Here is a 26314-nt window from a genome sequence, read left to right as displayed (position 1 = left end):
TTGCCAACATGATCAAAATACAGGGTCTGACAAAATTCTACGGTCAAAGCCCGGCGCTGCAGGACGTCAGCCTGACGATCAACCGGGGCGAGGTGGTCGGCCTTCTGGGCCTCAATGGCGCCGGCAAGACGACCGCGATTCGCGTGCTGACTGGCTACTTGATGCCAAGCTCCGGAGAATGCTCCATCGACGGCATCGATGTTTTTTCGCGGCCGCTCGAAGTAAAGGGCAAAATCGGCTACTTGCCGGAGATGCCGCCGCTCTACCCGGAGCTTACCGTAGAAGACTATTTGCACTTTGTGGCCCGGCTGCGCGGCGTTGCCGAGTCCGATTTTGACGCCGAATTTACGCGCGTCATTGAGCAGACCCAGCTTGGTCCGGCGCGCCGCGCTTTGATCCGCACCCTGTCGCTTGGCTACCGCAAACGCGTCGGGCTGGCCCAGGCGCTGATTGGCGAGCCGCCGGTGTTGATTCTGGATGAGCCCATATCCGGACTGGACCCGGTGCAAATCGTTGAGGTTCGCAAATTGATTCGCACCCTGGCCGGAAAGCACACAGTGCTGCTTTCCAGTCACATTCTGGCGGAGGTCAGTCGCACCTGCGACCGCGTAGTGATCATACATCGCGGTCGCCTGGCTGGCGAACTCAGCGGCGATGCCATCCACGCTCATCTGGAGGAGAAGTTCATGCAATTGACCCGCGAGGGCGCGGAGGCGATGCGATGAGGCAAGTACTGCAGATGGCAGGACAATTGGGTCAGCTGCGATTGCTGCGCGTGTCGGCGCATGTCTTTCGCAAGGAGTGGGCTTCCTTTCTGGGTTCCAATCTGCCGGTGGTGGCTCTGGCGGTCACTATGGTGGCCTGCGGGCTGCTGAACGCCATTGTTCAGGGGCAAAGCGGGGCCACCTATGAGCAAGTCGCCCGCGGACTATTCTATGTGTACTACGTAGGAATTATGATTGCGGCCCTGACCCTATCCATGGCCGCTTTTGTGAATGAGCGTCGCCAGGGGACGCTGGAGCTCCTCTATACCCTGCCGGTGTCCGATCTGGAGTTGACGCTGGGCAAATACGCCATGGGCGTCATTTCGATCTTGGTATTGGCCTTCCTTGTAGTGGCCATCAATATCTTCGGCGTGGCCGAGGCGCCGCTGGCGATCGCCTTTACCGGCTTTGTTGGTCTGCTGCTTGGCGGGCTTTTTTACTATAGCGTGGGGATGTTTGCCTCGAGCATATCCGACAACCAACTGGTTTCGATTGCCGCTGGCTTTGGCCTGGCCATTCTGTTTGAAGTGGTTTCCTTTGCTGCCGGACTGTTGCCGGAGCCAGCGCGCAGTATCCTGACCTACCCGCACGGCCTGAATCAATTCTTTGCCTTCACCCGCGGCGTGATCCCGCTGAAGGGAGTCGTCTTCTTTGGAAGTATGACGGTTCTCTTTCTCTTTTTGACTGTGAAGGTGCTTGAATCGCGGCGCTGGCGCGCCGGCGGCAACTGAGACATATCCTATGATGGCATTGACAAAATTCTTTCAACGCTCTGGCGGCTGGATCTATCTTAGCGGTTCGCTGGGCCTCTACCTTGCGACGCTCTTCCTGGATTCGATCTGGGGTATGATTGCGCTTGGACTGGGCGCGGCTGTCGCCTTACTCGATCCTTTGGTTGGCTTACTGGCGCGTAGCCGCCAGCTCTTGCCGCGACTGGAAGGCGCAACACTGGCAAGCTGGGGCCTGGCCGCATTTGCAGCGCTTGCCTATTTTACGCGCTTCTTTTTGGAAGCGCCTGCTGGCGCCCAGGCCGACGATAGCGCACTGCTACCGCGGCTGCGACTGTTGCTGCTTGCGCTCTTCTTGCTTTCCTACGCTGCTTCGGCGGTCTATCGCATCATGGCCGGCCTCAGCGAAAGCGTGGAGGCCCGCGCCAGTCTCTCGGTGCGCGAGCATCGCGCACAATACCTGCGGCGCGCCGCCTATTCGATCTTTGCTGTCCTCCCTGCGGTAGTTCTGGTCAACTACGGCGTCACCCTGCGCAACCCGACCCTTGATCTGACGCCTGGCTACTACTCCTACAGCGAAAACGGCCGCTCGATCATTCGATCGGTGCAGCGCGATGTCGATGTCTACGTCTTTCTGCCGGAGAAACAGTGGAGCCAGCGTCGCAGCGATGCGCCCATCAGCGAGGTTTCCAAGTACGAGGATGATATTCGCCTGATGCTGGACCAGTTGCCGATCATCAATTCGCGAATCCGTCTGCACTTTTTGAACGCTGATCTGGAGGCCTTCAATACCGCGGAGTTTGGCAATGTTGCCAACGGAACGATTATTTTTCGAACGCTCAAACCGGATGTCGGCAATGTGGTTTCCGATCGTCCCTACGTGGAGCGGCGGATCTACGTAAATACCGAAAGCGATTTGAAGAAACTGGAGCGCGAATCGGTGCGCGCCCTGGTCTACGTTGCGGCGCCGGCGCGCAACGCTTACTTTACATCTATCAATGGCGAACGCTACGCGATCCCGGCCAGCGAGGGCAATCCGGCGGCCATCGAACTGCTCAAAGAGCAATTGCGTTATTTCAACGTCAGCGTACGTACCCTCGATTCCAGCAATGGCTGGCCCGGAAAAATCCCGGATGACGCCGATGTACTTTTCATTGTTGGCCCCACTACTCCTTTTTCGCAGCCGGCGCGCGAATCCGTGCTGCAATTTCTGAAATCGGGAGGCAAGGTCTTTGCATGCATTGATCCGCGCGGTGCGGAGGATCTGTCCTGGCTGTTGAAAGAAGTTCCCGGCGACTATGCGCTGCAGCGCGCCCGGCTTACCAATACTACGCTCAGCGGCGTCCTGCTGACCGACAGCTACGGCACGCACCGCATTACGGACGCCTACAGCTCTGGCGCCCGGCGGTATTTGTTGGTCGGCCCTGATTTTGGCGCGCTCAAGCAAGCGCCTGGCGCATCGCCTGTCGCTGTACCGCCTGCTGATCAACAGTCGCCCGCAGCAGGCGCGCCGCCCGCTGATGATCGCAATGAGCGCGTAGTTCGTACATCCGTTGCTTCGCTGCGCGAACTGGCGCCAACGGCCATTCTGTTCAGCAGTTACAATACTTTCGACGACCGCAACCAGAACGCCCGACGCGAAGACAGCGAGCCGCAGGAACGCTACACCCTTGGCGCGGCCTTTGAAAAACCGGATCTGGCCGGCGGACCGAAGCTGGCCATTTTCTCCGGGACGGACTGGCTGGCCGACCGTCACGCGCGCATGGGCGTGGAGAACGTGAACCTGGCGCTGGCGGCGCAAACCCTGCTCTGGATGGTAGAGAATCCGCTGGCTGCTGGCATCACACCAGGCGAACGTGAAAGCCGCAGCGTGCTGGTCAGCGATGAGCTGAAGCTGCGCTTGATCGTACTCTGTGTATTTGTCTTTCCGCTGGCGATGACCGGCGCTCTGGCACTGGCGGTGACGCTCTACCGGCGCAAGCGACGCTTCATCGAGCCGTCCTGAGAGGAGGCGAGGATCGTGCCGCGCATCAACCCTTATCTCGTCGCCGGAGTGGCGGCCGTCATTCTGATTGCTGTTCTGATTCTCTATGGCCCCGGTCAGCAATCGAATACAGTAGAAAGCTATCTGTGGACCAGGCGCTGGGCGGCGGTAGAATACGCGCCGCAGGGCGGCGTCGTGCGTTATCGCTTTATTCGAGAAAGCGGATTGTTTGGAGATCGCTACTATTTTCAGGCGGGGGACGGCCGCCGTTTTCCTGGCAACTACAACGTACGCAATGTGTTCAGCGACTGGCAGAAGCCGAAATTGCGCGCCGCCTATGATCAGAATCCAGATCGACTCAAGCAGTTGCAGCTCGATCAGCCTGGCGTTGAGCTGCGTTTCTTTGAGTCAATCGGCGGAACGCCAGTCAGTCTGCGGCTGGGCAAGAAAACCGAATCCGGCAATACCTTTGTGCTGAGCAGCGCCGATCCCGGCGAGATCCTGGCCGTGCAGACCTTCTTGATCGAAAAGTTCAACAGCGATCCTTTCCAGTACCGTGAGCGCCGCTTTCTGGATACCGCCGGCGACGACTTTATCAGCCAACTGGAATTGGTCATTCAAGAGCCAGGGCGCAGCGACAGTCTGCGCCTGCGGCAGGGGAAGCGCTCCGCGCCGCCGGCTGAGGGCATGACTGCGCCGGTTATGCAATCCTACTGGCTGCGTCAGGGATTGACCAGCAGCATTGAGATCGAGGCCAGCAGCGGGTCGCAGGTGGAGAGCGCCATCCGGCAGTTGCAAATTGCAAAGTTCAATGATGAGCCTGACGCTCCTCGCCTTGCAGATCTAAGCGGCGAGTGGCGACGCGCCGGCGTCGACTTGATCCAGCTACAGGCAAAGACGCGCGACGGGCTTGAGCTGCAAGTCAGTGTGCGACGGCCGCAGTTTGCCGGTCCCGATGCCGAGTACCTTCTGGTGCAGAGCTCTTTGCTGGAAGACCCGCACTGGATTGGCGCCGCTGTTGTGCGTAATTTGATCCAGACTGCCCGTCAGGCGCTGCAGGCCCCGGCCGCGCCGCCGCCCGCCGTGGCGCCGTCGCAGCCGACGCCGGCCGGCGGTTTCCATTGATGCTGTGTTCCTGGCTGCGGCGCCTGAAGCGATCGTCAGGCGGCCGGCGCTACTTGCGCACGGGGCTGGCGCTGGTTGCGGCCTTTGGCGCCGCCGGCTGCCTGAGCCTGGGCGGACGCGATCTCAGTCAGCTCTCGCTGGCGCAGCGCAGCGCTTTTCTGGTCAACTTTTCCAATGCAACCTTCGAACCTGATGTCAATGTTGAACTGACCGAAATGGTCCGGCAAGAGGGCGAACGTCGCGGTCGCTTGCTGCTTGGCGATGATCGCAGTCTGGCGCAGACGGTGATCTACGGCGAAGTGACGCTCTACCGCAAAGAAGGCCGACTGTTTGATAACTATCGCAATGCTACGCGCTACGAATTGATCGTGGCCTGCCGCATTCGTTTGCGCGATGGAAGCGGCGGCGATGGCGTCTTCTATTCCGGGGAACTTGCGGCGCGAACCGAATTTGCAGAGAGCGAAGGCGCGGTCGAGACGGAGCGGCGAGCGCGCGGGCGCTTGCTGCGACAGCTGGCAGCGCAGATCCATCAGGCGATTGAAATTGCAGTTGCCGATCGCGCTTCGGCCCCGGCCAGTGCACCGGATGGCCAGCGCTGATCCAATTCCGGTGGAGATCGACCAGGACCTTGCCGATCTGATCCCAGGTTACATGCGCAATACGCGCAGCGCGATCGAACAGATTCTGGAACGCTGCGCGGCGCAGGCTTTCGAGGATGTCCAGCGCCTGGGGCACAACCTCAAAGGCTCCGGCGGCGGCTACGGCTTTCCAGAAATTACCAGCTTCGGTCAAAAAATAGAAGCCGCGGCAAAGGCGCGCGATCAGGCAGCGTTAAAGCAGCACGCAGCTGCGCTTGGCCAGTACCTCGATCGCGTTGTCATTCGATTCGTCTGAGCGAATCGCGGCGGCCATAGAGTCGCAGAGTTCCTCGCTCTTGCAGCAGTTGCAGCCGACCCTGTGCAAAGCGCTGCCAGAAGCGCAGAATTTCGGCTGAATAGTAGGGCGCCATAGGGCGCGTCGCATCCAGTAACAAGAAATAACGCCGGCATTCGCGCGCGTAGCGTTCGGAAACAGCCTGCCCTTCCAGCTGTGGAAGCTGCGCAAAGGCCGGGTTTTCCCGCGGAATGACCAGCGGGTAAACGCGCGCTGCCAGCGGCGCATGGGCGCTGAAGGGGAACTGTGTCTGCAGACAGTCGCCGGACTGAAGCGGGCGCAACATCGCTTCCACCGCCTGGTAGTTGGCGGCAACCGGCGGCGGCGGCAGCGGCGTATAGCGGTCGGCGGCGGCGGCCAGCAGGCAAAATCCCAGATTGGCCAGGCCGCCGGCATAGAGCAGCGGCCGCCGGAAAATGACTTCATGTTCGCGCAGTCGCGCCAGTCCGCTTAAAGCTGCGAAGGCCAGGAAGGGCAGAACGTCGTAGGAGTAATGGCCAAAAAAACGATGATGCCAGGGCTGATGCGAAGCTGCATGCAGCAAGAGCAGCGGAACGACAATCGTCAGCGCGGCGCGAAGCGAAAAGAACGGGGCAAACCCAAGGGCAAAGAAGGCCAGCGCCGCCGCGCTGTAGTCGCTCTCGCCAGGCCAGAGTCGGGCATCCCAGTAGCCGCTCCAATCAAGGGTATGCGGACCCTGCAGCATGGGCATGATCGCCAGGCGCGCCAGAAGATGCCAACCGAGGCTGAGCAAAAGAGTCGCCGCCGCTATGGAATTGCTGGCGCCAGCGTCGCGGCGCAGAAAAAGGAATACGGCCCACAGCGACAGGTAGACGCCCATGTCTTCTTTCAGAGCAAGCAAGAGCAGCAGCGTGGAAAAATAGAGAATGGCGGCGCGTCTTGCGGAACGTATGCCAGCTGCGCCCCTGGCAAGGGCGCGGCATCGCGCTTGCAAGCTCAGAAAGAGCGCCGCTGAAAGCGGAAAGCTCAACAGCTCAAAGTGAAAACTGAGCGCCTGGCGTTGCAGCATCCAGCAAGCGCTGAGGCTCAGCGCAAAGAGATTGGCATTGCGGCTGGTTGCCAGCCAGTGCAGGGCAAGGCGGCGCCACAACAAGAGACCGGCGCCCAGAACAAAGAGCAGGGCCAATGCATAAGCAAGATGCGTGGCCTGCCACAGCCGCAGCCACTCCGGAGCGCTTGCGTCCAGCATTCTGGCGGCAAGATAGCAGGGAGTCAAGAGCAGCAAGCCCGGTGAAAAATGGTGCGCCAGATAAGAAGAGCTGTTTCCCGTCGCCAGAAAGGAGGTTGGAAGCAGACCCTGCAAAGCTGCGCTGCGATTGAGCGCTTCGGAAATACTGGTAAAGTCGTAGTCGCCGACGAAATGCGCTGCGTAGGCGCGCCAGCTGAACCAGGCGATGTAAAGGACCAGCGGCGCGATGACTGCCGAGGATTCCAGCGCGCAGCGCCATCGTCCTTCAGTCGCTGCTGAAACTGGATCGGTAGTTCTACCAGAAATAAAGGATGCAGCAGCAAGGGCCAGCAGCAGCAGTCCCAGCGCCAGGCGACCGGCTCTGGCGGCGTCCTCTGCGACCGCCGGCAAAAGCAGCAGGCAGGCTGTGGCCGCAGCCGCCAGCCAGTAGGAGAGCTCTTCCAGGCGACCGCCCTGGCGTCCAATTCCGTACGAACTCACATCCTCGCTCGACAGTCTATATCAGTAAATTGGATTGACGAAATCCGGGTAAAGCCACAATTCCCGGACGGTTCGCCTGGGCGTTCGCCGTCTCGAGAATCCTGGCCGAAGCGCCCGGTAAGAATTGTCCTGGTGAAGGAGTCAACATATGAAGCGAATTCTGGTCGCAACTGCGACATTGCTTGCTGCAGCACTGGTCGCCTGCGGCGGCGGCGACAGTCGCCGCGACGCTACCACGGTAGGCGCTGAGGGCTGGGTCTTTGAAGGCTGGGCCTGTAAGCCGGACAGCGCACGCGCCCTGCGCGGCGAAAGCCCGGCGGAGTACTGCGCCGACTCGGATAGCAAAGACTATCTGTATCTGAAATTTTCAGCGCGCGCTTCGGAGCGGGCGATCCGCGCCGGCAGCATTGCGATGAAGCAAACCACCTGCCGTCGCGCAGCGCGCGACCTGGTTGCTGGCGACGGTCTGTCCAAGATCATTGGCGACTATATCGAGCAGGCCTCTGGCGTGGTCGATGGTCAGTCCACGGGCCATGCCATCATCGCCCAGAGCCAGGGACGCATCAGCGGCATTGGCCTCTACGACTGCTGCTCGCTGAACGCACAGACCGGACGCTGCGCTCGCGAAGGCGAACCGGAAACCTGGGAAGACTGCCAGTGTGTGGGCTACTTCAAGTATCCGGGCGGAGAGCGCGCTTTTGAAGCGCAGGTGAAAGAAGTCGTTCAACAAAACGGCGGCTGATACTACGCGACAATTGCCAGCAACAGCTGGAGTCGTAAAAAAGCCCGGTCGTAACGACCGGGCTTTTTTTGTGTGGTTCCTCTTTTTGTCTTACTATAATTGACATATTTGAATATCATGTACCTGTCGCCTGCATGTCAGTTCGGATAATCCTTGGCGCACCATTGTTGGTGGGCGCCGGCTGTATTTGCTGCATGCCAGCATACATTCCGGTGCGGGTACCCATGTCCGAAAAAGTCCGCCGGGTAGTCGTTCTCAGGCCTATTGAGAACGCGGGTCGCGAAGGGCAGGTGCGTCTCGTGGCGGTGCCTGAACTTCAACCGATTATCCATTCGATTCCGGACGGCATGCAAGCGTCTCTCGCTGAACGCGGATTGACCGCCGTCATAATCGATCGTCGGCTGAGTTACCCTGTATTCGTCACGCATCAGCGCGGCGAATCCGATGGTGCGACAAGAGATTCGGGCGCTCGATTGGACAGCCTGCCCTGGAACTACAGTCGCCAGGCTATTCGTGAGGCGGCAAGCGTAAATGACGCACAGCTTGTCGTGGCAGTCTTCTTCGCAATTCATGACTTTGAGCACGGCCTGCTCGGCAACACGTCGGGGTTCTGCAGCGGCGTCAGCTACAGGGGTGCACTCGTAGATTTTTTCGTTTTTGGCAGCGAGGGAGAACTCCTCCTCACTGGTTTGGATGCGATCCACGTAGGTTTTCGTGGCGTAATCCCATTTCACGATGTGGAGGTTCTACCTGGCAGTAGATGCCGGGCCCGCCCAAGGACCGCTGCAGCAATTGGCCGCGACTTTGAAATGGTTGCCCTGCAATGCGCCCGTGCGGTTCCAGGGAGTGCAGAATGAATCGCTTTCTCCTCTTGGCAATTATCCTATGCTGTTGCAATGCGTGCCTCACTTTGTTGAGGGGCGGCCGGCCGGACGATTCTCTCTGGTTACGTTCCGAAGTCGGACCGGTAACTGCGCAAGTTCTGGGAAGCGGCGAATTGATCGAGACCTGTCAGATCCCTTGTGAATTGCAGCTGAGAACAGCCGAAGGATATGTTCTTTATCTCAGCTCACCAGATGCGGAGCCTACTTCAGTACTACTTTGGACGGAAAATTCCTCGTTGTTCGCCTCATCTTTGCTTTTGAACCTCCCGACTCTCTTTCTGGGAACTATCTTGGATTCCCTTGTTGGTGCGACTTACACCTTAAAACACGATCACATAGTCGTTCGTAAGTACAATGGCCGCCTGGAGGCATACGTGGACGCAGACCCTTCTCACTGAGTCTACCCTCACCACACGCCGCCATTTCGCCGGACCCATTCGCGGTAGTAGTCCATGCGCAAGAGGCCGCGTTGCACGTAGTCGTCGCGCGCGGTTTCGCCCTCGGGGCTGCCGGTGTTGTGCATCCGAAAGCAGCGCGCCCAGGCCTGTTTGTGGGCCAGTTTGCCATAGTGCGTTTGCATGAAGGCCACGGCCCATAGCAGCTGGTCCTGACCGCGCAGGTCCGCGACAGTGCAGCCCATGCTCAGGCAGTGGTAGCCCATGATCTGCACCAGGCCATAGCTGGTGGCCAGTTCTTTGAGTTCGCTGTCGCTGAACGCTTCGATGCGCCGACGGGAAAGGCCGCCCCAGGCGACATTCTTTTCTTTCAAGTCGACAAGATGACGATACACGCCTGCCTCGTAGCGTTCGCTATCGGCATTGCCCGGCGGATGCGATTCCAGGCTGATGATTGCCGCCAGATAGGCGTCCTCGATGTCCGTGCCATACACCGCATCGCTGATCTGCTGGTGGTAGTCATGGTAGATGCTGAGCATAATTGCATCTTCCTGATTCTTAGGACAGGCTGCGAGCGCCAGCGACAGCAGCAACGCGGCCAGAGCCAGAACGCGCCGGCGCGCGATTCCATCGTGCATCAGCGCTCCTGATTGCGCAGCATGCGGCGGATGCTCTGCACGTAGTTCTGCGTTTCCTGGTAGGGCGGAGTGCCGCCGTAGCGACGTACTGCGCCCGGTCCAGCGTTGTAGGCGGCCAGGGCCTGGTCTACGCTCTGAAATTGTGAGGCCATATCGCGCAGGTAGCGGATGCCGCCCTGCAGATTCTCTTCCGGGTCGTAAGGATCGACGCCAAGCTGTCGTGCGGTATCTGGCATCAACTGCATCAATCCGACTGCACCGGCGCGGGAGACGGCGCGGGGATTGCCGCCGCTTTCCTGACGCACCACGGCGCGCACCAGATCGGAGTTCACGCCAAGCTGCGACGACTGCCGCTCGATCATTTGCTCCAGTTGTTGTGAAAAGCTGCCGCCGGACACCGGGCCAAAATCGCCGCGGGCATCGCGCCGCCCTTGCGGGGCGCCCGGAGCGATGCCGCCCGCCGGTTGTGAGCGCTCTGGCTGAACAGGACTTTCCTCGGCAGCTGCCTGGGGCAGGAAGCGCTGCAGGGCCGCCGGCCCCTGCGCCCGCTGCATTATGTCGCTAATCCGATGCATGATCTGCTCGATACCGGCCGGTCGTTCCATTTGGAACAAGTATCGGCCAGATTGGCCCGGGCTTTGCCAAAAAAAAATTCAGAAGCGTGCAAATAGACTGAGCCTGAAAATGGGCCCGTTCTGCGGTCTCAAGTAGATGGCCAGAGCCTGTAGCGGCGTGAACGCCCGCAAAATAAATCTGCGGCGAAGAGGTAGGCCTCAGTGGCTCTTCTTTTCCAAATCGGACTCTTTGGCATTGCGTTTAAACAACGGCTGGTAACGCTCCAACTGTACCCGTTCCAGGCCTTCCGTAAAACTGCGTAATCCGCCCTGCGCGCTGAAGCTTTGAAACTCTTGCTCTTCTTCTTGAGCGGCCTTTTTGGCTTTTTTAGCTTTCGTTTCCATGACTACCTTCCAGGGCCCTGGGGTATCCTGGCACGTAAGGCCTCAATTTCCAGTCGCATACGCTCAATTTGCTGCTGCACGGATCGAGCGTCAACTACTTGAATCTTTGCCGGAGTCTGCGTGTAGTCAGTCTGATCTTTATCTTTGCTCCGTCCGAATAGCACAGCGCCTGAGACGAGCAATGGGACAAATGCCAGAATAAAAAGACGGAAAAGCCACTGTAGAAGCCGGTACCGCTCTTCAATGCGCAACCCATTGGAACTGGACTGCAGGGCTAAGATTGCGATTTTCTTTCTATAAAAGTTCGCCCTGTACTTCACTCGCCCGGCGTCAATAAGGTCGAGTTCTCTAAGCTCTCGGTAATCTGCGCGCGGCCGGAGATCGAAAACAATCATGACCATCGTCACAATCAAAACCACAGTTGCCGCGCTAAAGAAGGATGCCGCAATTCCGTTCGCTATGTCGAGCTCAATTTCCCTTTGAATCAAGAGGCCGATGAATGCAGCTGCGGAGGTCAGAACAAAAGTCGTCAATCCCTGCAGTGTTGCAAGGCGAGCGTCGTACCAGCCCTTGCGCTGATAGAAGTGCGAGCGGTAATCTTTGAAGAAAGCATATATGTCTTTCAGAACATCGATATCGGCAATATCTTTTAGAATGCTGTGAAGACTTTTTTCCGTCTCCTCCTCGTAATTGAGAATGTCAATAGTTGGGCGATTGGCCATGGCGCGTGGCGCCCTAATAAGCTTCGCTAACCGACTCTTCTGCAGCCGGCGCTGTAACTGGACAACTTCCGCCTTCCTGGACACAGTCATGCTACTTCCCGGCGAAGACCGAATTCTTCAGGCGTCAAAGAGGCCAGCGCCAAATGCATCCTCGTTCGAATGAGGGATACTTCAATGAGTCAAGCAGTATTCCTTTCGTGGCGTTCAGCGACGCACACGCGGCGGTAAACGTCTTCACCTTTTGTGCGAGGTATTGAAGGACTATAGTGGTCGCGATCATTTGGCTCCTCGGCGATCTCGAATTGCATGAACAGTCTGCGACGCCAGTCGTGCTACCCTGGCGCCGTCCAGAGTTAATCCGAGAGTCGTGTTCGTCTCGGCGTATAGGCGCGGAACAGTGTCCAGACGAACAGGCACTTTTTTGTCGTATTCGACAAGGATTCCGGCATCTATGATCTCTCCGGCCAGGTGCAATCCGGCAAGCAGGGAAAACCCTGAGAGCACGCTGATCCCATATTGGACTGCCGTTATGCGAGCCCTCCGATCATTGCTCAAGAAGAGCGGTACGTTCAATTTCTGCGCCTGACTGATGGCGCCCGCTTCTCCGGGGTCTATGACAAGCTCCAGGTCCGCCACAACCGCAGAATCGTAACTTGTGCAAATCGAGATTCTAGTGCCGTTCGGAGTCAGCGAATCCAGAAGTCTTGCACGAACAGGACTCCGATGCCTCTGACGTTCATATTCCGCTTTTACCTGGACCGGCACATGGATGTGCTGCAATAGCGCGCGAGACAGCGCCAGGAGGTCGTGGCCGGTAGCTTCTTGGATGTCCGCAAAGGCCGCCAGAACGTCATTGTCGATAACGGCCGCAGGCATCGGATCAGCGGCGCCTTTTGCTCGTTCGTTTCTTTGTCGTTGATCGTTTCTTCGGTCGATCTCCTGGCTCGGAAGAAAGGGCGCTAATTGCGAGAATCCCAAGCCCTGCGAGCAAAAAGGCTTTGAGAGCTTTGTTCTCTGATTTCAGCCGTTCCCGCTCTTTCGTATCCCGGTCTCTGGTTCCGATGGTCTTCAGCATCTGGCTTATGAGTTCATCGACCTGCATTGTATTGGCGTCGAAAAAGAATTCGCTGAAGTGCGCCACCGCCGGCCCCTCAAGATTCCGGACTCGATCATATACAACGATGATCCGTGACCTGTCATGCTTTGTCTGAAATGCATAATCAAGTTCCTGATGAACAGACTCTGCCAGGGAACCCATTGAAAAGCAGACCACCCATTCAGCCATTTGAATTCGGTTCCTGGTCTCATTTGCCAGCTGCGGCCCGAAGGTTCGATCCGGCAAATACACGCGAAATCCTTGCGCGACGCCGACCGTGAATAGACGCATTGCGAGACTCTGTTCCAGCTCCGAACTGGGATTGTAAGTTATGTATATGGAAAGCATATGTTAAAGCTCTTCGGATATCTCGTCTGCAGGAGCAGACAATCCCAGCGCCGTCAACGCAAGCGGTTTTAAAAATCACTCCCATCGGGCTCAGCGCCACGCCCCGGAAGCGTCTGGCGCATTCCTTTCCCCTTTGCCCCGCCTACAGCAGCCGCAGGGCCTCGCCTTCGAAATCGCGCCAGAAAGGGCGGCCACAATGATGCAAGGCTTCAAATTCCGTCGGAGTATAAACCAGAATATCCAGGCGCGGATAAAGATCGAAGAGGTCCTCGAATCGAAAACAGCGCCGAACAAAAGCTTCGTCCGTCTCTGTTACCAGCGCCAGGTCCAGGTCGCTCTCTGGCCGAAAATCGCCGCGCGCCGCAGAGCCAAAAAGCCATGCTGACTGGACCCGGCCTTTCAAGCGTTCCGTCAGTTCTTCTTTGATTGCGGCCAGCGATTGTGCAGTCAGCGGACGAGCGATAGGCGATTCTTTGCTGAGCTCAGCCATGCTCGATTTCGCTTCGCGCCCGTCGAAGGATGCTCTCTGCAAAAACCAGGGCTTCGGCCGCCATATCGCGATCAAAATGGGCGCGCGGATCGCCATGATCCGGGAGCGCGTCTGGATAACGCGGTGCAATATAGTAGAGATCGAGCCGGCGACCAGCGGCCAGCAGTTCGCCATTCAATTCCAGTTTTTCGGCCAGCGATACGATCGAATGCCCTCTGACAATGGCAAAGTCGCGCCGATGGGCTACAGCCTTCAGCGCCTTTTCGCCGACCTGTTGAGCGATGAAACAAACCTGCGGATAATGGCCCTGCTGAAAACTATCGCGGCCCCACTGCAGATCAGCGTCGGCCAGTTTCAGCCAGGTGAGGGCCACGTCGCGGCTCATGGTCACTGCTTCAATCCCCGGGCGGCGACCGTCAATCCCGAACGCAGTCGTCGACCTTTCGCCAAATTTTCACATCCCGCCCGCGCCAAACATCCTGCACACTGGTGCAAACATCTGCGCACATTCTCTGGCGATCCGCAAGCGCGGCCTGGATGGCTTTCGCGGCGGCAATTGTCCTCACGCTGCCGCTGCGCACGCTACTGGCTTCGGCGCCCGCGCCGACGGAAGCTCTGGTCGCTGCGTCAGTCGAAGAAATAGCGCTGGCCGATTGGGACGCAGCTCAAAGGCAGCAGGATGATTTTCTGCAGCGAGAGCTGCAGGAGGAAGAGCGCATCCTGAATCTTTCGCTGCGCGCCCGACCGTGCGCTGAGCTTGCGCCGACCGGCGCTGCCGGCGGCGGATCGCAGTGGCTGGGCAGTGTGCGCGGCCACTGCGCCACGTTGTGTTCCCTCTTGCTGCTGCCAGCGACCTTTGTAGCTCTCTTGCGGCCAGACCGTCGCCTTGCTTCCGCCATCCGGCTGCTTGCGCCGCCGCGCGCCGCCACACTTGCGCACTACTATGCCATCCGCAACGGCTACGCCCGAAGGGCAGGCCCTGGAGAAACTTTATGATTCATAAGTATTCCACGCGCCTGCGCAACCCCTTTCGCCGGCGCATTTTCCGCTCTCCTGTCGCCCTGCTTCTGCTGCCCGCCCTGCTCTATGCCGCCATTGCGCCGCTGGCGCGGCTCAACGCTGAACCCTTTCGCGCCTTTGAAGAACGCGATCGTCAACGGGTGCGCGACTATGCCAATCGAGCCAATCGCCTGAGCGATGTGGCCAGCTGGACCAACTACGTAAGTCTGGGCGTGGCCACCGAACGCGCGGCCTGGGAGGACGACGCCCTGGACGTTCTGGATCAGCAGTTGCGCGACATCGAGGCGCAGCCCATCGCTCAGTCGGACATCGAATCGCAGCGCCAGGCAGCGCAGGCTGCCTACCAGACGGCGCGCAGCGAGTGGGAATCGGCCGCCGAGGAAGCCCTGCTGGAAGAGCGCGGCGCCTTTCGCGCTGCGCAGGCTCTCTTGCAGCCGACGCTTGTAACTTCCAGCGAACTGGAAGCGATCGTTGACGCTGCACACGCCGCTGTAGCTGCGGAGTTCGAACTTGATTTGGATCTCTGGGACCAGAGCGCCGCGCAGGGGCTTGGTTCGTTGCACGATCAGTTGAATAGCGAACTTGGCAGCCAGCTGGCCGCCGCCCGCAGCTCAGCCGGCGCCATGTCGCCGGAAGAGCAGGCCGCATTCGATGCCGAGCTTACGCGGCGCGAGGCCGATATCCGCCGTGATTTCCAGATCCAGGAGAGTTTCTACATCAAGCGCGGTCGCAACCAGTACATTGCACTGAAACGCGAAGACGATTTCAGCGCCCGCCTCGCCGCCGATCAGCAAAGCGCTGACGCCATTGGCGACGCGCTGCTGGATGAAACGACGAGCGCCGTGGAAGAAGAGGCCGATGCTCTGCTGGCCGCCGCCGACGCTCAGCTCAGCGAGGCGCAGACGGCGCTGTCCGGCGCACAGCTGGAAGAAGACTGGAATGCGCGCGTGGAGGAGATGATCGCCTCCGGTCTGCGGCGCTGGGAGCAGGCCGAAGAAAAACTCTACCAGGAGCGACTGGCCTGGACGCAGGCCACGCGCGCCAGTCGTGAAACGGCCGAGGCGCTGTGGGACGAGAACCACAAGAAATTGAAAGCGGCGCGCGATGCGTGGGCGCAATCGGTCAAGGACAAGGTCGCCGAAGGGCGCAGCAAGTGGGAGGAAAAGTTCCAGGAGTTTCGCGAGAGTCGCCTGCGGGCCGAGGCCGACCTGGAACGTCTGGTGGCCGAAGAACGCGCCCGCCAGGATCAGGCATTGGGCGGGGTGGGCGAAATGGTGCGCGGCGGCGGCGCGGCGCTGTTGCAGGCCAAAGAGGCGCGCCGCTACTATCAGGATCGACTGGGCGCCCTTGGCTACAATCAAAACAGCCCGCGCATCACGGCGCCGGCCAATGACACGCAGCGTCTGGCGCAATTCTATCAGGATGAGATTGCCAGGCTTGGCGAGTCGATCACGCGCTTTGAAGCAATCCTGAACAATTCGGAGGACAGTCTGGCCGCGTTGCTCTACGGCCAGCAGCAGGGCGAGGCCGGACATCTGGTCGACCGTCGACAGTTTGCCGGACAATTGCTGGAGGACGTGCGTCAGCTGGACGGCGACGATTTTCAGAATGAGCTGCTGGGACTGATCGAAGATCAGCCGGAGGGCGCCTTTCTCTACCAGCGCGATCTGAACAATTTAATTGAACGCAATCAAGTATTTGTGAGCCGACTGGGCGCCGTGGAAGCAAACATCCGCGGCTGGCTGACGGGCGCCAGTTCCATCGCTGATCTGGAGACGCGCATCCAGCGTCTGGACGTGGACTACGCCGAACAGCGCCGCGAAATGCTGGAGATTGTGCATCGCCAGCGCGAGGCGGCGGACGATGCCGCCCGTCTGGCGGCAATCAAAAGCGAACTGCAGGCCTGGCTGGAGCAAAGTCTGGACCCCAATGCGCGCCTGCAGCGCATTACCCTGCGCTACTTTGAGGACGGGCTGGAGGGTTACTACCTCAGCGGCGAGGACAACGATCCTTATCTTCTGACACAGGCGGAATACGAGTGGGAACTGCTGCGTCGCGAGCGCAACTATGTGGCCGGGCGACTGGAGCGAGCGCAGGCCGTCAAACGCTACGCCGAGCTGGCAGCGAAGCACGACGCAGGATTGGAAGCGGCTTCGATCACAAAGCAAAAGGCAGAGCTGGCCCGTTCGCTGGCCGATGTGCGCGAACTGCGCTACCTGATTCTGACCGGCGATCTGGTCATTGCGCCTGAGGCGCGCAGCGACGCCGATGTGCGTCAGAGCGAAAAGAATCGCATTCTGAGTGAACGCGGCATACAGACGGCGACGGTTGAAGCGGCAATGGACGGTCTGCAAAGCGAGCGTTCGCTTTACGAAGCAATTGCTGGCGCGGCGGCGCCCGATGCCGCCGGGATCGCCGCCTTATTGCAGCAGGCCGGCGCCGCGCTATCCGGGGCGCCATCGTCCGCCGAACGTCTGGGCGCCTTTGTCGGCCGTCTGCAGGCCTACCAGAGCGCCATCGAACAGGGCGCGGACGCTGCAGCGCTGCAGAACAAGTGGGCCGCACTGCAGGGGGCCGCGGGATTCATGATCGAAGAGCTGCGCACCCTGCAGCAAGAGTACGATGGCGAGGGCCTCTTACAAGAAGTAGCGTTGCTGGACGCACAGATGCAGCAGGCGACGCTCATCGAGCAGAGCGGCGCGGTGCGCGACGCGGCGTTGATCCTGGAGCAGCACGAGGCCAACTCGCGTCCGCTCTATACGGCGCTGGAAGAGGCGCGCGCCGCCTACAAGCAGGCCTATGTTGATTTTCAAATTCTGAGCCTCGGCGCGGCGGAGCGCGCCGAAATCCTGAGAAGCGAAGTAACCCAGAGTGCACAGCAGCTTGCCGCCACGCTGAATCGACTGCAAAGTCTGGAAGGTCTGGGCGCCGGGCAGAGCGCCAGCATAAGCGGCAAAGCGGGATATGATCTGCTGGTGGCAGTTTCGCAGGCGCGGCAGGGCGCGGAACTCAGCGCCCAATCGGGCGAGGCATTGCAGGCGGTTGAGGGACTGCAGGCCGCCGGCCGGCGCAGCGACCGAATGGAAGAGCTGCTTGCGGCCAGCGGCGGCGATGCTCTGGCTCTGGCCGAGGCCTTGCTGGCCAATGAAGATCAGCTAATCGATTTTGACAACGCCGAGGGCGCGCTGCGCAGCAGTACGCTGAGCGGACAGGCTTATGGCGATTTGTTCAGCGCCAATCAATCGCGACAGCTTTTACAACAGCAACTTGGCGAGGCAGAGGCCGAGGTCGATCAAGATGCCAGTCGCATTGCCGAATTGAAGGCAGCGCTGCTCTTGAGCGAGCGTCGCATGGTATCGGCCAGCGAGGCCTTTGTTCTGACCCTGCGCCGCGAGGTTGAGGCGCGCCAACTTGGGCTGCAGCGATTTATCGATCAGGACGGCAGTCAGGAGCAGAGTCTGACCAGCGAGCTGGAAGAGCAGCAGCGACAGTTTCAGGACTTGAACAACGCTGCGGCGCGCGAGGCCGGCGATGTTGTGTCGCAATTTCTGGCGGCGCATCAAGGTCAGAGCTATGCCGAGCTGGTTGCTGCGGCGGAGCAGGAGCTTGCAGCAATCGAGCGGCCGCTGCGCTTGAGCGAGGCCGATTTGCTGGCGGTTCCGGCCTGGAATCGCGCCGAGGCGCTGTTGCGCTGGCTGGCCGGGGCGCGCGCGGCCATCGACTACGCCAATCATACGGCCGAGGCCGAAGATTTTGACCGCCGTACGCCGGCCGAAAAATGGCAGTCCCTGCTGGAGAGCGTCAACGAGAGTGCGCTGCAGTCCGAGGCTGCGGCCCTTTTTCTCGAGGCCCTGCCGGCCGAGGCCGATGACGCCCGCGTCGACGATTTTCGCGAGCAGCGCGGCGCACTTCTTATACAAGTACAGAGTATTCTGTCGGGCGCGGACGGCGCTCTGCTGGGCGGCTACGCAGCGCTGGGCGTTGAGGAGCGCGACATCCTGGATCTGTACGGGGCCATCGATCGCGCCACGCCGCAGCGTCTGCGCCGTTCGCTGCAGGCGATGGCCGACAACCTGCGTCGCGATCTGGATTCGTTGAGCTGGAATTTTCGCGCGGCGCTTGGCGCCGAGCTGGGTCGGACGGCGCGCGCCGCATTGCTGAGCGCCGAAAGCGATAGCCAGCGTCTGGGACAGATGCGTTCGGCGATGGAGGCCGAGCTTGCGCAGCTGCGATATGAGCGCGACCGGGCGGCGGCGGCGCGGGCGACCGAAAGCGATCCCGATCAGCAGCAGGTTCTGGATGCGCAGCTTGCGGCGCTCAACGATCGGGCCAGTTTTCTGGAGGGCAGGTTGAGCGATACGGCGCTGGAATTTCGCAGCCAGCGCGCACAGATGCTGCGCCAATCGATGCTGTTGCAGCTGGCCAGCGGCGGCGCAGAGCTTTTGCCAGGCGTGGCCTTGACAGCGCCCGCTTTGAGCGGAGCGGGCCTTGCCGTGCAGATGAAGCGCTATGCGCTTTCGCTAATGCGCGGCGCGGAGCGTGGGCCGGAGCGCGAAGAGCCGGCGGCGATGGAAACGGCGCTGGCGCTGGGCGGCTATCTGCAGCTGGACGAAAACGGCGCCATCCGTCGCGGGGCGGACGGTCAGCCCTTGCTTTCCGAGCGATTGCAGTTGCTGGGCTTTAGCGCTGCGCCGGCGACGATGAGCGAACTTCTGTCGCGCATCCAGAGCGGGCCGGAGCTCGAGGCGCTGGCCGCGCGCATGTTGCAGGCACTGGATGACGGCCAGCTGTCGCAGGCGGTTCCGCCGGAGATTCTGCAGTCGGTGCGTTTGCTGGAAAATCAGGTCAGCGCGCTGGCGGCGGCGCGCGCTCTGGTCAATGCCCGCGGCATGACGCAGGCCGAGATTCGCGCCGAGGCGCAGCTGCGTCTGGACCGCATTGAGGCGATCCGCGCCAATCTGGGACGGATCGATCGACTGGAGAGCGATCTGCGCTCGGCGGTGGAGCAGGCGCGTTCTGAGGGACGCGATCCGGGTGCGGCGGCGCTGGCCATCCTGGAAAGCCAGCAACACCAGGCGGTCTTTCATCTCTTTGCCGGCTACGATCCGGAAAATCTCAGTCGTCCAGCGGTCGATGAGGCCATTCAGGCGCGCGTTGAAGAATTGTTGCGTCTGGCGGAGCGGCTGCGCGCCGCCCAGGCCGATCAGATGGCGCTGAGCCTGGCCGACGGTTACGCCGCGACGCTTGGCGATTCGCTGCTGGATATCGATCTGGATCCAGGTCCTGAGCAAGGCGACGAATACACGCCCATCGATCGCACGCTGGCGCAAACGCCGGAGCAATTTCTGGAACAGGTCGAGGAGTTTCGGGCGGACGATGTGCTGACGGCGCTGGGAGCGCTGGCCGCGGATAGCTTCCGCGCCGGCGTCTGGCAATACTTAAACAACACAAACAATATCCCGACGCTCTATCGCAGCGCCATCCTCTCCGCGCTGCATCGCAATCATCTGGATGGCGCGGACCTGAAGAACGCTGCTCTGGCGGCGGTGGAGCAGGCCGAACAGGGCTTCTTCGATCGTCTGCATGTGCTGGTCGATAGCGAAGCGGCGAACTTTGTTTTTGGCGGCGATCGAGCGCTGGAGGAGAGCGTCGCTGATTTTGTACTGAACTGGTCGACCACTCATGGCCTGAACCTTTCGGCCGAGGAGCTGGAAGCCTACCGTCTGCGCAAAGAATTCCAGGAGCTGAGCGAGGCTCTGGCGCTATCGGCCGCCGGCATTGGCTACCGCGCTGCAAATTTTCGCCCTGAGCTGCGCGACTTTGTGCTGCTGGATTCCTACGACCGTGCGCGGCGCAGTATGGAAGAATACCGGGCGGCCAGCGCCTCGCCGGATGCGGCGGAGCGCGAGGCGGCCAGTCTGGATCTGTCCGGCGTATTGCCGGACGTAGCCGAACATTTTCTGGTTGGAGACTTTGAGCAGTGGCTGAGCGCCCATCCGCTGGCGGCGGCCATTGACGGGGACCATCAGGGCTACAGCGTAAGCGATCACATTGCCGCCTATCTGGAGGAACGGCATTCCAGCCTGGCGCTTTTGCCGCGCGGCGGCGCAGCGCTTTTTGAGCGGCTGACGCAACAGGAGTACCAGCGGCTGCGCGCCGCCGGCGCCGTCGAAGCAATTTCGGAGCGCGACTTTGCCGGGGATCTGGAACATTTTGCGCTGGCTTCAAAGGCTGTGTACTATATGCAGCAGGCTGGCATCGTACTGAGCGGCGCGACGCTGGCCGAGCAGCGCAGCAATTTCGAGGCAGCCTTTGCCGCGATGCTGGACGATGCGGCCTTTGCCCAGGACGGCAAAACATTGCGTGCGCGCCTATTGACCGAGGGTCGCGTTGCACTGTTTCAGGAAACGGCCTTCTCTTTGCTGCGCGGCGCAACGCAGGCCGAGGACTATCTGCCTGATGCCCTGGCCCGGCTGCGCCTGGATGGCGCGCTGGATGCGCCGCTGAAAGCGCCGATTGAATTTTTGCCGGAGGAGCTGCGCGCTATTGCCGGCTATGAGACGGCGGACGCTCGCGCCGCACTGCCCGGGGAGAGCTACCGGCGTGCGCTGGCCATTCTGGAGAGTCGTGCGGCCAGCGGCGGGGCCGGAGCATACTCGGCATACTTAGAAGATAGAGACATACAGAGTATTCTGGAGGACGCGCGCTACGCAGGGACGCCGCTGGAGGCGGAGCTGGCCCTGGATTTGCGTCACAGTCTGGAGCGCAACTGGCTGCAGGGGAGCGAGGATCCGCTGGGCGCCCTGCGTTCGGAACTGGCGCTGCGCGCCCTGTATTCGACGGAAACGCAGCGCGAGGCGCTGCTGGATTTTCAGGCGCAGCAGGGTCCGCGACTGGAGCGTGTGGAGAGCGCCTTCTTTGCCGAATTGCAGCGGGCCCCGGACGCTTTGCAGCAGGCGGCAAAGGAGCAGCGCGGCGCCTTTCTGCGAGCGTTGAGTTTGCAGGCCGGCGGCCAGAGTTCGGCGCTGCGCGATGGGCTGAATGCAGCAGACCGGGCGGCCTTTGATGCAATGGCCGATCGGCTGCTGGGCGCCAGCGGGCGCCTGTCAAGCGAGGATCGAAGCGCGCTTTCGGCAAAGATCGATTCATATGCAAAGTTATTTGATCTGGCCAGCGCGCAGGAGCTGGCCAGCAATCCGGCTTTTGGTTCGCTGGATCGCTATGCGCAGAGCGTCGTGGTGCGTTCTGGCAACGCGGCGCTGGAGTCGGCGGCAAAGCAGGAGCGCAACGCGCTGACGCAGGCGCTGGCGGAGTTGATCTGGCAGAGCGAGGATCCCGGCTATGTCCTTTCGGCGCAAAGCGCAGCGCTGTTTGGTCGCAACCAGGGGCTTGAGGCGATGCTGCGCAACGCACAGGGCGAGATGGACCGCGGTCTGCGGCAGTTTTTTGTCAGCGAGCGCCTGATGGCGCAGCGATTCTTCTACAATTATGTAGAAAGCGAGGCCGAGCGCAACCGGCTGCGCAGCGTACTGCAATCGCGCGATTTTTATGAGGAAGCCGGCGATGTAAGCGGGGCGGAGCGCTGGCGTCAGTCGCTGCTTGCGGCGCAGGAAACGGAAAGCGTCAGCTTTGCATTGCTGGCAAGCATTGACGATCATGGTCGCGCCATGCAGCGTCTGGCGCGGGAGATGTCGCGCGAGGCGATTGTGGCCCGCGAGCTGAAGCGCTACGGCGAGCTGCGCGGCGACGATGCGCTGCAGAGTCAGTTTGCCAGTTATCGCACCTTTCTGGGCGGCGAAGAGGAGTACCTGCTGACGCAGTGGGAGAACTATGTGCGCGAGAACGGCGGTCAGCCCAATCGCAATGATCGCTTTGGCAGCTTCAGCGGCGGCGCCGGTCAGCCTTTGATGGACTTTGCCGAATTCTTTGGCGGCCAGATATTGCTCAGCGAATCGCAGGGCGTGGATGTGGATGCGCTGTTTACGACGCCGGACTGGGAGTCGACGCTGCAGCTGGACGATGTGAGTCAGGGCCAGGAGGCGACGCTGCCGGGAGCGCAGGCCGGCGATCCCGATCGTATTGTTAAGATTAATATAGTAAAGACGGTCAGCGATGCTGCGGCCCGCGTCGGGCTATCCGATGAGCAGTTGATGCAGCGTTTGCAGCTGGAGCATCTGGCCAATCATTATCTGGAAGCGGCCTCGCAGCTGCAGCAGGCCTTGCTCTCGCTGGACGATGCAGCGGCGCTGGCCAATGCCCGTCGCGACAGCGGGGCGCAGGCGCAGGTAGCGGCGGCGCTGCAGCCGGCGGGGGCGATGCCCGATCTGGGCGATGAAGCGGCGCTTGCGCAGCTCGCTGATGCTCTGACCGCATTGCGGCAGGAGGGTCAGACGCTGCAGTCGGACAATGGCCAGATCCAGCTGCAAGAGAAGCAGCAGGCATTGCAATCGGCCTATGAGGGGCGGCAGGCGGCGGCGGATCAATTTGCGCGCGCGGCGCGTCGCGATCTGCTGGCGGTAAAGAATCTGGGTCAGTATGTGGCCACGGTCTTTCAGGGGATTGCCGATCAACTCAATCAGGCGCAACAGAATGTGGCCGATGCCGAGGAGCAGGGTCGGGTCTTGCGTCAGAATCATGAGCAACTGGCCAGCGCCTATCGGTCCAGCATGAATGAGGGCGCGCAGTTGTATCGTCGTTATGAGGCGGCAGCGCGGGAGTATGAGCAGCGGCAGGCAGTGGCGGACTATGCCGAGAGTCCTTATCTGGCGATCAGCGGTCAGCGCGAGGACAGCGAGAGTCTGGAGGACTGGGCAAAGAGTGCGGCGACGGAGTATGAGCGAGCGTACGGCGCCTATCAGACGGCGCAGGAGCGTCTGCGCGAGGCCGGCTATGCCGTGGCGGAGCAGGACAATCTGGACGAGTTGTATGCGATTGTGGAGGCAATGGACAATGGCCAGAGCTTTGCGCCGCTGGCAGCCAGCGATCGCGAACGGCTGAGCGAGCTCTTACAGAAGAAGTATGATATTCATGACCAAGGTCTGAGCCAGGCGGAGAGCGACGAACTGGCAGCGCTGCGACAGCGTGCGCAGGCGGAGAAGTTTGGCGATCTGATTGCGGCGCGGCGCGAACACATCCGGCACACGCAGCGGATGGTGCGCATTGAGAAGGCGCGCAGCCTGGTGCAGGCGGAGATTGCGCGACGGCAAGCGGAGGTTGCGGAGAAGGAGCGTCAGTACAAAGAATCGCTGGCGCAGAATTTCGGGGCCTACAATCCGCCGGCAAATTCGACGGTGACGCAGGAGCAATTTGAAGAGTCAAGGTATAATGTATACAAGCGCTTAGCGATGCTGCAGGAGCAGAGCGGGGCCAGCAATCTGTGGACGGAGTATCTGGGCTGGTACTGGGGCTCGCCGGCGTGGGCCGAGGCGGCGGTGCAGGGCGCCGGCACGGCGCTTTACAACGGGCAGCCTTTGCGTGTGACGCCCAGGCAGGTGCAGCAGGCGGCGTGGGGATTGACGGCGGCGGCGGTGATTCCAGAGGGCGAGCGCGGCGAGGTGGGGACCTGGCTGGCCGGCGGCGGAATGACGGCGTCGTATGGCGCCTTTCGCAATAACTATACGGGATTTATGACGGCAGTGGGAGTCGCCGATTTGATGCAGCTGCAGGCGACGATAACGCGTTTAGGACTCGCTGGTCCAATTCTGGGCATGCTCAATGGATCGGCCGCGGCCTTTTTGCAGGCCCAGATCTACCTTGCTTCAATATTCCTGGTGGCACTGGCGGCGGGGCCGCTGGTGACCGCGACTGCGCTGGCGGCGGCGGCCATCGGCCTGCAGGCGCAGATCGCGGCGGCACAACTGACAGCGGCCTATACGGAGATGTTTGCGCTACTTTCGATGATTGTAACGGTGCAATCGGCGGAGGCGACGGAAGCTACAGAGGTGCGTAAGAAGGAACAGGCCTATGAGGAAGCCCGCGCCGGTCTGGATTACTTTACAAAGGCGCCTTCCAGCGACGAGTTAAAGAATCGTCTGCAGGCCTGGGGGACGACGCAGCGCGATGAGAATGGGAATGCTCTGTATGAACTTACGGATGCCGATCTGAGCTATCTGTTTGCCGAAGACGCTGCTGGCAATCCAGTGTATGACGACGAACTGGTAGAGAGCGAACGCGGCGATGCGTTGAACGCGACGACATTGCAGGATGATTCCAGGTTTAGAGATTCGCAGGGTCGAAGATATGACCCGGCGACGCTGCAGGATGATCCGCCCGCCGGCTATTCCGAAGGCAGCTGGGGAGGTTATACGCGGGTGCGTGTGATGGGCGCCAACGGCCAGTATTCGCTGCGCTATGCACAGCTGATTGCCAGCGACGCTGTGGACACGAAGACATTGAACATGGGCCGCATTCTGGACGCACTGAGTGTGCACGGTACTGTAATGCGCAACGATGCGCTGCAGCGGTATGAGGCGGAAGGAGCGAGCGTAGCCGGCGGCAATGCCGGGTTCTTGCTGGCAGAGCGCAGTTCGACGTATAGAGACCTGTTTGAGTATGCGGGAGAGCAGGGTCGCGAGTTTGAGGGCTACGGCCTGACGGCAGACGATTATACTCGCAATGCGCGGGATATAGTATCCTCTTCGCTCTTTCAGAATGTGCAGGTGCAGCGGCAGGAGTGGGCGTTGCGCGAAGCGGATTTGCAGCAGCGATTCAATGAATGGTCGGCCAAGTTTAAGAGCGTTCTGGAGAACGGCAGTAAGAGCTGGGCCAGAGCCGAGGACAGGTACTTACAGGCGTGGCGGACCTGGCGACACGACCAGGATGTTCTGGAGGCCGAAGGTCAGGCGAAATGGGAAGAACAGATTCGCGATCACATGACGGCGCGTACGGAATGGGAAACGAACATGCGCAACAATGCTGCGCAACTCACAGTGGAAGAACAACTGGGCGCTGCGATTGATGCACTGAACACCCAGATCGCACAATCTGAACAGAATCTGCAGACACAACTGAGCCCAATCGATCGCACGGCCTTTATTCAAGGAGCGATTGCGGATCTCGAGGCGCAGCAGCCCACGCTATCTGAAAAGTTTGCAAATATCAACGATGGCATCTCGGCCTTTCATGCAAAGCTGGCCATTGGCGAGATCCAGCAGCAGGAATTCTCCGGCATTTCTGCAAACTTTGACCAATTTGCCAGCGAACTGGCCACACACCAGCGCAACATGACGACGCTGGCCAACGCCAGGATGCTGGAGCAGTTTCTGAAACTGGAGGACGAGCTCAAAGAACAGGTGCGACGACAGGATCGAGCGATCCAGAGCAGCACCGCAAATGCAGCGCTTGGATTGGGCCTTGGCAGAGTGGGCAATGACTTCATCGGCAAGCCGGCAGGATCGCCCCACCCGATGGTAGTCAACGGCTATGTATCGTATGACGTGGATTTGAAATTCGAGCAGTTCAAGAAAGATCTTTCGAATGAAGAGTTCAATTTCGCGAATTTGCAGAGCATACTGGATTCTCTTTCCACGAAGTCAGAAGTGGAGATCGAGAGCTTCTTTCACGTTGCCAACCTGAAGCTGACACGGGTCTTCGAGAAGGTAATGGGCGTTGGCACGGGACAGCAACGCGAGACGGCTCGCGATGCTAACACCATTGGCGATTTTGGAGTATGGGCTGGAGCGGCGCCGGGGCAGACGCAGACGACTCAGGACAATCAGCAGATACTTGCCAGGCTTGATCCGGAGACTGCATCGCGTCTGGCCCTGGGATCGGGCAATGTCGGCTTCCTGGGTCTCT

The 26314-nt window shown here is 60.4% G+C and carries 19 protein-coding genes; 10 read left to right on the top strand and 9 right to left on the bottom strand.

Translation table 11 applies throughout. The features are described from left to right. The first annotated feature begins 8 nt into the window (after positions 1–8). From K1X75_15235 to K1X75_15210, 6 genes are read left to right on the top strand one after another with little or no spacing between them, the layout of a single operon-like run. The gene (locus K1X75_15235; GenBank protein ID MBX7059415.1) at positions 9–725 is read left to right on the top strand and encodes an ABC transporter ATP-binding protein; all 717 of its coding nucleotides are present in this window, start codon (positions 9–11) and stop codon (positions 723–725) included. Continuing rightward, the gene (locus K1X75_15230) at positions 722–1495 is read left to right on the top strand and encodes an ABC transporter permease (GenBank protein ID MBX7059414.1); all 774 of its coding nucleotides are present in this window, start codon (positions 722–724) and stop codon (positions 1493–1495) included. Before K1X75_15235 ends, K1X75_15230 begins: the two co-directional genes overlap by 4 nt. Before the next feature lie 10 nt (positions 1496–1505). Then, positions 1506–3497, top strand: a complete 1992-nt coding sequence (locus K1X75_15225; GenBank protein ID MBX7059413.1) for a GldG family protein — start codon at positions 1506–1508, stop codon at positions 3495–3497. 15 nt (positions 3498–3512) lie between these two features. Further along, complete coding sequence (locus tag K1X75_15220) at positions 3513–4601, top strand: DUF4340 domain-containing protein (GenBank protein ID MBX7059412.1); 1089 nt, start codon at positions 3513–3515, stop codon at positions 4599–4601. Then, a complete protein-coding gene (locus K1X75_15215) occupies positions 4601–5200 on the top strand; it encodes a hypothetical protein (GenBank protein MBX7059411.1) in 600 nt (199 codons plus the stop codon). Before K1X75_15220 ends, K1X75_15215 begins: the two co-directional genes overlap by 1 nt. Positions 5201–5252: 52 nt before the next feature. Next, the gene (locus K1X75_15210; GenBank protein ID MBX7059410.1) at positions 5253–5495 is read left to right on the top strand and encodes an Hpt domain-containing protein; all 243 of its coding nucleotides are present in this window, start codon (positions 5253–5255) and stop codon (positions 5493–5495) included. Here K1X75_15210 and K1X75_15205 read toward each other — a convergent pair. Further along, the gene (locus tag K1X75_15205; protein ID MBX7059409.1) at positions 5479–7224 is read right to left on the bottom strand and encodes a DUF2079 domain-containing protein; all 1746 of its coding nucleotides are present in this window, start codon (positions 7222–7224) and stop codon (positions 5479–5481) included. The two genes, K1X75_15210 and K1X75_15205, sit on opposite strands and share 17 nt — an antisense overlap. A gap of 148 nt (positions 7225–7372) precedes the next feature. Between K1X75_15205 and K1X75_15200 the strand changes: the two genes are divergently transcribed. Together K1X75_15200 and K1X75_15195 are read left to right on the top strand one after the other, a co-directional pair. Next, a complete protein-coding gene (locus tag K1X75_15200; GenBank protein ID MBX7059408.1) occupies positions 7373–7966 on the top strand; it encodes a lipoprotein LipL21 in 594 nt (197 codons plus the stop codon). A 224-nt stretch (positions 7967–8190) separates the two neighbouring features. Next, positions 8191–8823 carry a hypothetical protein gene (locus K1X75_15195; protein MBX7059407.1) on the top strand — a complete coding sequence of 211 codons (633 nt, stop codon included), beginning with the start codon at positions 8191–8193 and terminating at the stop codon, positions 8821–8823. Between the two features lie 433 nt (positions 8824–9256). Here K1X75_15195 and K1X75_15190 read toward each other — a convergent pair whose 3' ends face one another. From K1X75_15190 to K1X75_15155, 8 genes are all read right to left on the bottom strand, one after another. Next, positions 9257–9883, bottom strand: a complete 627-nt coding sequence (locus tag K1X75_15190; protein ID MBX7059406.1) for a hypothetical protein — start codon at positions 9881–9883, stop codon at positions 9257–9259. After that, positions 9883–10488: a lytic transglycosylase domain-containing protein gene (locus K1X75_15185; protein ID MBX7059405.1), complete on the bottom strand. Its 606-nt coding sequence runs from the start codon at positions 10486–10488 to the stop codon at positions 9883–9885. Before K1X75_15185 ends, K1X75_15190 begins: the two co-directional genes overlap by 1 nt. A gap of 168 nt (positions 10489–10656) precedes the next feature. Then, a complete protein-coding gene (locus K1X75_15180; protein ID MBX7059404.1) occupies positions 10657–10842 on the bottom strand; it encodes a hypothetical protein in 186 nt (61 codons plus the stop codon). A gap of 2 nt (positions 10843–10844) precedes the next feature. Next, positions 10845–11564: a hypothetical protein gene (locus K1X75_15175; protein ID MBX7059403.1), complete on the bottom strand. Its 720-nt coding sequence runs from the start codon at positions 11562–11564 to the stop codon at positions 10845–10847. 276 nt (positions 11565–11840) lie between these two features. Beyond that, complete coding sequence (locus tag K1X75_15170; protein MBX7059402.1) at positions 11841–12440, bottom strand: hypothetical protein; 600 nt, start codon at positions 12438–12440, stop codon at positions 11841–11843. A 4-nt stretch (positions 12441–12444) separates the two neighbouring features. Continuing rightward, positions 12445–12951, bottom strand: a complete 507-nt coding sequence (locus K1X75_15165) for a hypothetical protein (protein ID MBX7059401.1) — start codon at positions 12949–12951, stop codon at positions 12445–12447. A gap of 199 nt (positions 12952–13150) precedes the next feature. After that, positions 13151–13498 carry a nucleotidyltransferase domain-containing protein gene (locus tag K1X75_15160; GenBank protein MBX7059400.1) on the bottom strand — a complete coding sequence of 116 codons (348 nt, stop codon included), beginning with the start codon at positions 13496–13498 and terminating at the stop codon, positions 13151–13153. After that, positions 13491–13883, bottom strand: a complete 393-nt coding sequence (locus tag K1X75_15155; protein MBX7059399.1) for a HEPN domain-containing protein — start codon at positions 13881–13883, stop codon at positions 13491–13493. Before K1X75_15155 ends, K1X75_15160 begins: the two co-directional genes overlap by 8 nt. Before the next feature lie 104 nt (positions 13884–13987). Between K1X75_15155 and K1X75_15150 the strand changes: the two genes are divergently transcribed. Together K1X75_15150 and K1X75_15145 are read left to right on the top strand one after the other, a co-directional pair. Continuing rightward, a complete protein-coding gene (locus tag K1X75_15150) occupies positions 13988–14494 on the top strand; it encodes a hypothetical protein (protein MBX7059398.1) in 507 nt (168 codons plus the stop codon). After that, the coding region (locus K1X75_15145; protein ID MBX7059397.1) for a hypothetical protein at positions 14491–26314 on the top strand (11824 nt) is incomplete at its 3' end. The genes K1X75_15150 and K1X75_15145, both read left to right, overlap by 4 nt.

The organism is Leptospirales bacterium (assembly GCA_019694655.1).
Taxonomy (GTDB): Bacteria; Spirochaetota; Leptospiria; order Leptospirales; family Leptonemataceae; genus SSF53.
This window is presented reverse-complemented; position numbering and strand designations above follow the sequence as displayed.

Excerpts from the sequence above, each read along its gene's own strand:
- K1X75_15235 (MBX7059415.1), top strand. The coding sequence starts at position 9 with ATGATCAAAATACAGGGTCTGACAAAATTCTACGGTCAAAGCCCGGCG.
- K1X75_15230 (MBX7059414.1), top strand. The coding sequence starts at position 722 with ATGAGGCAAGTACTGCAGATGGCAGGACAATTGGGTCAGCTGCGATTG.
- K1X75_15225 (MBX7059413.1), top strand. The coding sequence starts at position 1,506 with ATGATGGCATTGACAAAATTCTTTCAACGCTCTGGCGGCTGGATCTAT.
- K1X75_15215 (MBX7059411.1), top strand. The coding sequence starts at position 4,601 with ATGCTGTGTTCCTGGCTGCGGCGCCTGAAGCGATCGTCAGGCGGCCGG.
- K1X75_15210 (MBX7059410.1), top strand. The coding sequence starts at position 5,253 with ATGCGCAATACGCGCAGCGCGATCGAACAGATTCTGGAACGCTGCGCG.
- K1X75_15200 (MBX7059408.1), top strand. The coding sequence starts at position 7,373 with ATGAAGCGAATTCTGGTCGCAACTGCGACATTGCTTGCTGCAGCACTG.
- K1X75_15195 (MBX7059407.1), top strand. The coding sequence starts at position 8,191 with ATGTCCGAAAAAGTCCGCCGGGTAGTCGTTCTCAGGCCTATTGAGAAC.
- K1X75_15190 (MBX7059406.1), bottom strand. The coding sequence starts at position 9,883 with ATGCACGATGGAATCGCGCGCCGGCGCGTTCTGGCTCTGGCCGCGTTG.
- K1X75_15185 (MBX7059405.1), bottom strand. The coding sequence starts at position 10,488 with ATGGAACGACCGGCCGGTATCGAGCAGATCATGCATCGGATTAGCGAC.
- K1X75_15180 (MBX7059404.1), bottom strand. The coding sequence starts at position 10,842 with ATGGAAACGAAAGCTAAAAAAGCCAAAAAGGCCGCTCAAGAAGAAGAG.
- K1X75_15175 (MBX7059403.1), bottom strand. The coding sequence starts at position 11,564 with ATGGCCAATCGCCCAACTATTGACATTCTCAATTACGAGGAGGAGACG.
- K1X75_15170 (MBX7059402.1), bottom strand. The coding sequence starts at position 12,440 with ATGCCTGCGGCCGTTATCGACAATGACGTTCTGGCGGCCTTTGCGGAC.
- K1X75_15165 (MBX7059401.1), bottom strand. The coding sequence starts at position 12,951 with ATGCGTCTATTCACGGTCGGCGTCGCGCAAGGATTTCGCGTGTATTTG.
- K1X75_15160 (MBX7059400.1), bottom strand. The coding sequence starts at position 13,498 with ATGGCTGAGCTCAGCAAAGAATCGCCTATCGCTCGTCCGCTGACTGCA.
- K1X75_15155 (MBX7059399.1), bottom strand. The coding sequence starts at position 13,883 with ATGAGCCGCGACGTGGCCCTCACCTGGCTGAAACTGGCCGACGCTGAT.